The 7328-nt window shown below is 50.7% G+C and carries 5 protein-coding genes and 2 pseudogenes; 3 read left to right on the top strand and 4 right to left on the bottom strand.

Going from position 1 to position 7328, the window contains the following annotated elements; genetic code table 11:
- The 3 genes and pseudogenes from ACTTHR_RS05905 to ACTTHR_RS05895 all read left to right on the top strand — a co-directional run.
- Positions 1 to 307 (top strand): annotated as a pseudogene (locus tag ACTTHR_RS05905) (BspA family leucine-rich repeat surface protein); the annotation flags it as partial.
- A 290-nt stretch (positions 308 to 597) separates the two neighbouring features.
- Positions 598 to 879, top strand: a complete 282-nt coding sequence (locus tag ACTTHR_RS05900) for a DNA-binding protein (RefSeq protein WP_304286114.1) — start codon at positions 598 to 600, stop codon at positions 877 to 879.
- Positions 880 to 1138: 259 nt separating this feature from the next.
- Positions 1139 to 2317 carry a universal stress protein gene (locus ACTTHR_RS05895; RefSeq protein ID WP_377457032.1) on the top strand — a complete coding sequence of 393 codons (1179 nt, stop codon included), beginning with the start codon at positions 1139 to 1141 and terminating at the stop codon, positions 2315 to 2317.
- A 155-nt stretch (positions 2318 to 2472) separates the two neighbouring features.
- Here ACTTHR_RS05895 and ACTTHR_RS05890 read toward each other — a convergent pair whose 3' ends face one another.
- The 4 genes and pseudogenes from ACTTHR_RS05890 to ACTTHR_RS05875 form a co-directional block, all read right to left on the bottom strand.
- Complete coding sequence (locus ACTTHR_RS05890) at positions 2473 to 3678, bottom strand: phosphatase PAP2 family protein (protein ID WP_442605525.1); 1206 nt, start codon at positions 3676 to 3678, stop codon at positions 2473 to 2475.
- A gap of 19 nt (positions 3679 to 3697) precedes the next feature.
- Positions 3698 to 4264, bottom strand: coding sequence for a GNAT family N-acetyltransferase (locus ACTTHR_RS05885; protein ID WP_442605524.1), 567 nt, complete (start codon positions 4262 to 4264; stop codon positions 3698 to 3700).
- Positions 4265 to 4276: 12 nt separating this feature from the next.
- Positions 4277 to 5533, bottom strand: a complete 1257-nt coding sequence (locus ACTTHR_RS05880; RefSeq protein ID WP_276774943.1) for a phosphoglycerate kinase — start codon at positions 5531 to 5533, stop codon at positions 4277 to 4279.
- Positions 5534 to 5875: 342 nt separating this feature from the next.
- A pseudogene (locus ACTTHR_RS05875) lies at positions 5876 to 6163 on the bottom strand (tetratricopeptide repeat protein); the annotation flags it as partial.
- Between the last annotated feature and the right edge of the window lie 1165 nt (positions 6164 to 7328).

Here is a 7328-nt window from a genome sequence, read left to right as displayed (position 1 = left end):
CTGCGATGAGACCTGGACGACCGAAATGTCTATCAACATGTTCAAAAACTGCAAGAACATAAAGGGAGGAACAGACGGCACCGTTACCTATGACGATGAGAGAATTGATATAATGATGGCAAACCCCACAACGGGTTACTTCACAAAGAAAAAGTCCATCGCCATTGACACACCGGTAGCCAATAACAAAGCTGAGACTGCGTACAAGGGCATCTACACCCTAGAGGGCATGCGTCTGGGCGACGACTTCGACCGCCTACCGGCAGGCATCTACATCGTCAATGGCGAGAAGGTAATGAAGCAATAAGGAAGAAGTCCAAACTCATAGGACAAAAAAACGTGTAAAACAGGAATTGTAGCGCATTAGGGAGCCATCGCAACGCAGTGTCGTTTCGGTGGCTCCTCTGTTATGATTTCCTTTGTTCATCTTTTTGGATGTACAAAATCCTCCTGCATGAGAGAATGAGAAATTGAATCTCCACAGTAGAAAGCATTATGCAAAAGAAGTTACAGAAAAGGTTGTAAAGTAGAAAATAAAGTTGTAACTTAGTGGCGTAAGTAAAGACAACGAGTACTAACAACTAAACGGATTGACCCATGACTAAAACGATCACTTTCAACGAACTGAGAAGGATCAAAGATAGCCTTCCCGATGGAGCCACGCAACGCATCGCTGATGAGTTGGGGCTTAAAGTAGAAACAGTACGCAACTATTTCGGTGGTGCCAATTACGAAAATGGAAGAAGTGCGGGTATTCACATCGAGCCGGGTCCCGACGGAGGTATTGTAGAAATTGACGATACTACGATACTAGAGAAGGCTCTCGCGCTGATTGGAGAGATGGAAGATCCCTCCGAACCAGAGAAAGAAGAGGCTTAACTCTAGTAGAGCAAAGCATATAGAAGGCACGGGAGGGGCAAAACAGACATCGCTCCCGCGGGAGGGTGAGTTGCACTCCGTGCCTCTTTAGCATAGGGCTGGAGTTTTGAGGAATTTCGGCCGGTTACCTTGAGAGGCTCTCCCTCGGGGAAGGGCCTCAAAAGCAGGGGTGGAGGGGTTGTGTGCTACCACACTCCGGGTACATTCTCTGCTCTTACTTGTGCAATAGAATAGAAAGTGGCATTAAACTGAGGAATCCATGAGCAAAAACAATCCAGAACAAGAAAAACTCGTTACCGTAGCTATCCATACCTTCGAAAAGGCACAGATACTACAAACACTACTACAAAGCGAGGGGATAGAGGCTACCCTGCAAAATGTTAATCAGATACTTCCCGTAGTCTCGGCTGGGGTGCGTGTGCGCATCAAAGAGAGCGACTTACCTCACGCACTAGACGTGATCGAGAATAATAATTGGAATCGTCCCGAGCTATATGCCGAGCTTAATCAGGTGGATGGTTACAACAAAGAGGGCAAGTCTACAGAAGCCACACCCTACGTACTCGTACCTGTGGACTTCAGCGACTTCATGCCCAACGTGCTACAGATAGCCTTCCACTTTGCTCAGCGCAGAGGATTGCACGTGAAGTTGCTCCATGTCTACTTCTCACAATTCTACTCTGTTGCCCCCATGCTATCCCCCGACATCTCCGTTTATCAAGCCAATAAAGAGCTTAACATTCGTCGGGAACATGAGCGCGCCGAGCGCAAAATGAACGCTCTAGAGAAGGAACTCAAAGAGAAAATGGAGAAGGGAGAAATCCCGAAGGCTCCCTTCGAGACCCAGCTCATTGACGGTATCCCCGAGGATGTAGTGCTCTCAGTCGCACGCAACCGTCCACCTATTGCCATCATCATGGGTACACGAGGTAAGAGCCGCCGCAACGAAGATCTCATCGGATCCGTTGCCGCAGAGGTAATCGACCGCGCCAAGGTGCCCGTACTCGTCGTACCGGAAGATGCCAAGGTGGTAGACCTTGCGGATGTAGAAAATGTAGGGGTAGCCACAGGGTTTGACCAACGAGACCTCGTACTCTTCGACCGCATGATGCAGCTCACAAAGCCTAATAAGCCCAATTACATGCTCTTCAACGTCTCTAGAATTACGGAGGATTGGAGTGAAATTGAGTTGCGCGCCATGATGGAGTACCACAAGCAACACTACCCCGATAGCAACATCGAGTTTACAACGCTGGATCCGGGCGACTTCTCCCTTGCGCTGGAGAAATTTGTCATCAGCAAGCAGATTGGTCTTATCGTGGTTAATACGTATCGACGCAATCTCTTTGCTCGCTTCTTCAATCCCGGTATGGCGCGTCGCATGCTCTTCCATGCCGGTACACCACTTCTAGTTATGCATAGCAACTCTTGGAGGTAAATCCTCATTAAATCATCTCTATACTAGTAAGGTAAGAGGGGGACGGCTAAGGCCTATCCTCCTCTTATTGTTTAAGCACGAACCGGCAAGCCTTTCTTAGGGGCAATGGATAGAAAGCGAGTATCCCCCTCTAGAGTAGCATTACGGTAAGGCGACTAGAGATGCAATAGGAGCGCAACCCCGACCTCAAAAGAGAGACGAAGCGGAGTTGCTTCGACGCTATCTTCGGAACTTAATGCCCCCTCCTCTTTGGGATAATAGGCGGTAGAGTGCGATGCTCCCACGAAAAAACGAAAGCCCCTGTGGGGTCGGATGTCGTAATCAAGGTGGGCACGCAAGCCCAACTCTCCGAGCAACACAGTCCCCGGAGCAGAGGGGGCTGCGGGATAAATATAGTAAAAAGGAGCTGCCCCCAAGGCGACGCGAGAAGCGGGGTAATAGCAAACATCCCCCTTGAAACCGAAGTACCAATCCGTATTGTTGGGGACACCATAGCCCGAGATTTGTAGCAAGTTTCCTCCCACTACGCCGCAATCGAGAAGGCATTCCTCCTCAGAGGAGACAGGGAAGAGAAGTGCCACTTCGTTGCGAATAGCTTGGCGGATGGAGCCTTTGTAGTAGTGTTGCGTAAGCTGTGAGGTGCCGTAGTGGATAGATAGTGTGTGGGGCAAATCTTCGCTTGAGGGGATTTCGTAGAGAAAAGTTCCTTTCTTACCCCAAAGGAGGTCACTTAGGACAGAACCGATCTGTGCAGACAGAATCCCCACGCCAGCCCCTGCCCATACATCGCTCGCCCAGTGGCGATTGTTAAGGATACGCCCCACCCCCGTGGCGTACGCAGCTGAGTAGCCCAACGCCGATAGCCACGGATAACGCGCTCCATACTCTATATCCAGCAATTCCGCCCCCATAAATGCGGTAGCGGTATGACCTGAGGGGAAAGAATTGGCACTCGAACCATCGGGGCGGAAACGATGCGTAAGCCATTTTGTTGAGTTTACTAGAATCAAGGTACTCGCTACCGACAGGGCATCAGTCGTGAGGAGTTCGTAGGGCGAAGAATGGCTTCCTTTAAGCCCAAACAACGCTGCCGATAGTTGCAAAGCCAAGGGCGAGTACTGCAAATAATCGTCGTAGGGGGAGCGAAATGTGGGGAGAGATTGCATACGAATCCCCCGAATAGCCCCATCCAGCGACGGAGCGACTGCCGCGGCCACCCCCATAAAGGGTAAAGTGGATACGCCCCACTCCCAAGGCTGCCGGCGAAGAGTAGAATCCTCCGTGCGGAGCGAATCGGTCTCAGCCTGAGCCATAAAACTCCAAAAGAGGACTAGGAGGGTAAAGAGAGAGAGTCGTTTCATCAACAACAAAAGGCTATAGCTAGTAGAAATTCTCCCCTCCTGGGGTTTTGCAGTAGACGTACCGGTAAAGCTCTTGCGCGTAATGTTCGCTATCTTGCCCCCTTGCTGCCCATTCATTCCCCATCAAGTAAAGGGGGATAGCCGGGCGATCCTCGCCATAGGAGGGCTGTATATAGGAGCGAGAAAGCACCTGCATACCCATTGATTCGTAGAAGGCGAGTCGTCTCTTACTCCACTCATCGAGAGGAGGTTCGATCTCAAAAACAAAGGGGATACTCGATGCTGCGCCACTCTTTAGCGAGTGCAGCACCTCTCGCCCTATACCTTGATTACGCTCGGTGGGGAGTATCGCAAAATGCTCTCCGTAGTAAAAGCCCTCCAAATGCCACGTAGAGAGGAAACCCACAAGGGCCTCATCCCGATAAATCAGATGCAGTAGAAAGCGAGGCTCCGAAGCCAAAAGAGCCTCGAAGTCTCGCCTAGATCGCCGCTCGGCGGCTGGGAAAGCCTCCTCCATCAATTGGTGAACGAAGGCGAGTTTGTCGCCATCATCCGCCCATCGGAAGGGGATTAAAACAATTCCCATAAGGGGGAATAATTATTTATTGATAGCTACAATGCCGGGGAGATCTTTGCCCTCAATAGCTTCGAGTAGGGCACCACCTCCGGTAGAAACGTACGAAACCTTATCGGCTACCTCGAAGAGATGCACGCAGGCCACGCTGTCGCCTCCCCCTACGAGAGAGTAAGCACCGGCTTCTGTTGCTGCCACGATAGACTGCGCCAAAGCCTTAGAGCCATCGCGGAAGTTGCTCATCTCGAAGACACCGGCAGGGCCATTCCACAGAATCGTTTTAGCCCCACGGATAGCCTCGTCGTAGAGAGCCATTGTCTTAGGACCTACGTCAAGCCCCATCCAACCATCGGGTATATTGTCAACGGGAGCTACCTGGGTATTAGCGTCATTACTAAAGGCATCGGCCACCTTTGCATCCACGGGCAAAACGAGATGTACCCCTTTTGCCTTTGCTTTCTCTACGATGGCACGAGCCACGTCCATCTTATCGTCTTCGCACAAAGAGCTACCCACCTTGCCGCCATAGGCCTTGGCAAAGGTAAAGCACATACCACCCGTTATGATGAGGGTATCTACTTTGTCGAGTAGGTTGTCGATAATATCAATCTTAGAAGAGACCTTAGAACCTCCCATGATAGCCACAAATGGACGATGAATGTCACCCAAAACTCGCTGTACGGCATTCACCTCTTGCTCCATCAAGAAGCCAAACATTTTGCGATCGGCAGGGAAGCTATCGGCGATAAGAGCCGTAGAAGCGTGTGCACGGTGAGCAGTACCAAAGGCATCGTTTACGTAGCAATCGGCAAGGGCGGCAAGTCTTTTGGCAAACTCGGCTTGACGCGGTTTGAGGGCTTTCTTAGCCTCTTTCTTTTCTTCGGCCGTAGCATCTTCGGCGAGGCCTCTGGGCTTACCCTCCTCTTCTTCGTAGAAGCGAAGATTTTCTAAGAGAAGTACATCTCCATCCTTCATCCCGGCAATAGCCGTCTCTACCTCGGCTCCCACGCTATCGGGCACAAAGGTCACAGGGCGACCGAGTAGCTCGGCAAGATGGGGTACTAGATGGCGGAGCGAAAGTTTGTCGCTTACCCCTTTGGGGCGACCTAGATGCGAGGCAATAATCAGGCGACCTCCGTCTGCAATAATCTTGTTGAGCGTTGGCAAAGCAGCACGCATGCGCGTGTCGTCCGTAATTTGTAGGTTGTCGTCGAGGGGCACATTGAAGTCCACTCGCACAAAGGCTCTCAGTCCTTTGAAATTAAAATCCTTGATGTTCATTCTCTTTGGAATAGTATAATTGGGTTTTAGATTCTGTACAAAATCTTGGTTCCGGAGGGCGATGGCTCCATCCGCCAAGAAGCGAAGACGATCAAAACTTATCGCGCTCCTATCTAGGTTCCTGCTATCCTCTTGCATCTCGCGGAATAGCTCACTAGGCTCGTCGTAATGCTCCAGCGCCATACGCATGGCCGCCAAAGCCTCTCGCTCCTCGCCCTCGGCAATATGCACATAGGCACTATTGAGGTAGTCGCTAGCCTTTGCGTCGGGGAGGGAGAGGAGGGTACGATAGTACCCTTTTGCACGCTCGTAATCTCCTTTGGAGAGAAGGCACCAGGCCACCAAACGAGCTACCTGTCTCTCGCCATCGGGTGCAGAGAACTCATATTTATAGAGATAAGAAAGGGCTTCATCGAAGGCTTTCATCTCCATATAGACCCCTGCAATCTTTAGCAATGGGGTTAGATTTTCGGGATTTTTCTTGAGAAGCTCCTCAAGTGTCTCTATTGCCTTCTCGGGCATGTTTACGCGCTGATAGCAAACAGCAAGGCGCGACAACTCTTTGGGGGATGCGTCTTCCACGAGGTCGGCATGGCGGTAATGCCTAATTGCCCCTCGGTAATCTCCCATAAAGAAGCAGCTATTAGCCCAAATATTCAGGGTGTTGGCATCGGTATCAAAGAGCTGAGGGATCGAGCCGATTTGCATCCTCACCTTGGCATAATTCCTACGCGAGTAGAAAAATAGAGCCGCCCCACGCACCATAGACTCGATGGGGAGAGCCTCCTTTAGGATAGGGAGCCTTGCTACCATGATATCTTGCCGGAATATATCCACAAACTGCTCATGCAGAGGGAATAGCTTAGTGAATCTGTAGAAATCTTCGACGTATACTTTCGCACACTTAGGCATCAAAGACTCTGCCGATAGCTCATCCAGCATGGCTCCGTTGAGCTCTTCCGGCATCTCTATCCCCATCACTTTTATTCCCATCCCCATCCTATCGAAGGTGATAAAGAGGGAGTATAGATCCGAATCACAGAGTTTCCCTTTGAGTAGGGGGTAGAGCTTTCGGAGATTTTCGTTCCTAGTCAAAACTCCCGCAATGCGGCTATGCTCCTCGTCAAAAGGTAGGAACCACGAAGAAATGGAGTTGAAAAAGTAGTCGCTTTTATTCTCTTTGAAGCTACTAAATAAGAGGTCTTCGCCCTCCTGCTCCAGCGTTCCAAACTCTTGGAAGAAGGTACTCATCTCCTCCGAGTCCGACACTTTGTCGAAGAGCTGATCCAGTTTATCCTCGGTTAGATTCTCATCCGTATCCTCTTCTATGGAGCTCCATTTGGCCTTCATCTCTTGCAGCATATTGGGCATGAGCTCTCCTATCTTTTGGGAGAGTTGCTCCGTCTCTGTGGCATGCGTATAGCGTGTCCAGAGATGGATAAAAGCCGTTACAAACATCGGATTCTGCAGGGCATCTTTGAGGAGCGGCTCTAGCCACGACATGAAGAGAGGCAACCTATCGCGATAGAGGTAGAGGCTGATAAAAACGCCCATGGCAAGGCGTACCATATAGGCTTCGCTCGTAGCCGGAGAGGCCGCCTCGCGCAGGAGGAAAGCCATCTTACTCTCATCCCAATACGACATCAAGCCCAGCGTTATAGCAGAAGAGGCGACCAAGCGCACATATTCACTCGAAGAGGAGAGTCGGTCTTGCTCCGCCTCCATGAGCGACTCAGATACCCACAGCGTCTCAAACAGGAGGTCTACAAGGGTATCGAAGCTATCGCGTTCCTCT

Source organism: Porphyromonas endodontalis (assembly GCF_052173515.1).
Taxonomy (GTDB): domain Bacteria; phylum Bacteroidota; class Bacteroidia; order Bacteroidales; family Porphyromonadaceae; genus Porphyromonas; species Porphyromonas endodontalis_A.
Note: the sequence above shows the minus strand (reverse complement) of the source record. Positions and strands in the feature narration are given on the sequence as shown.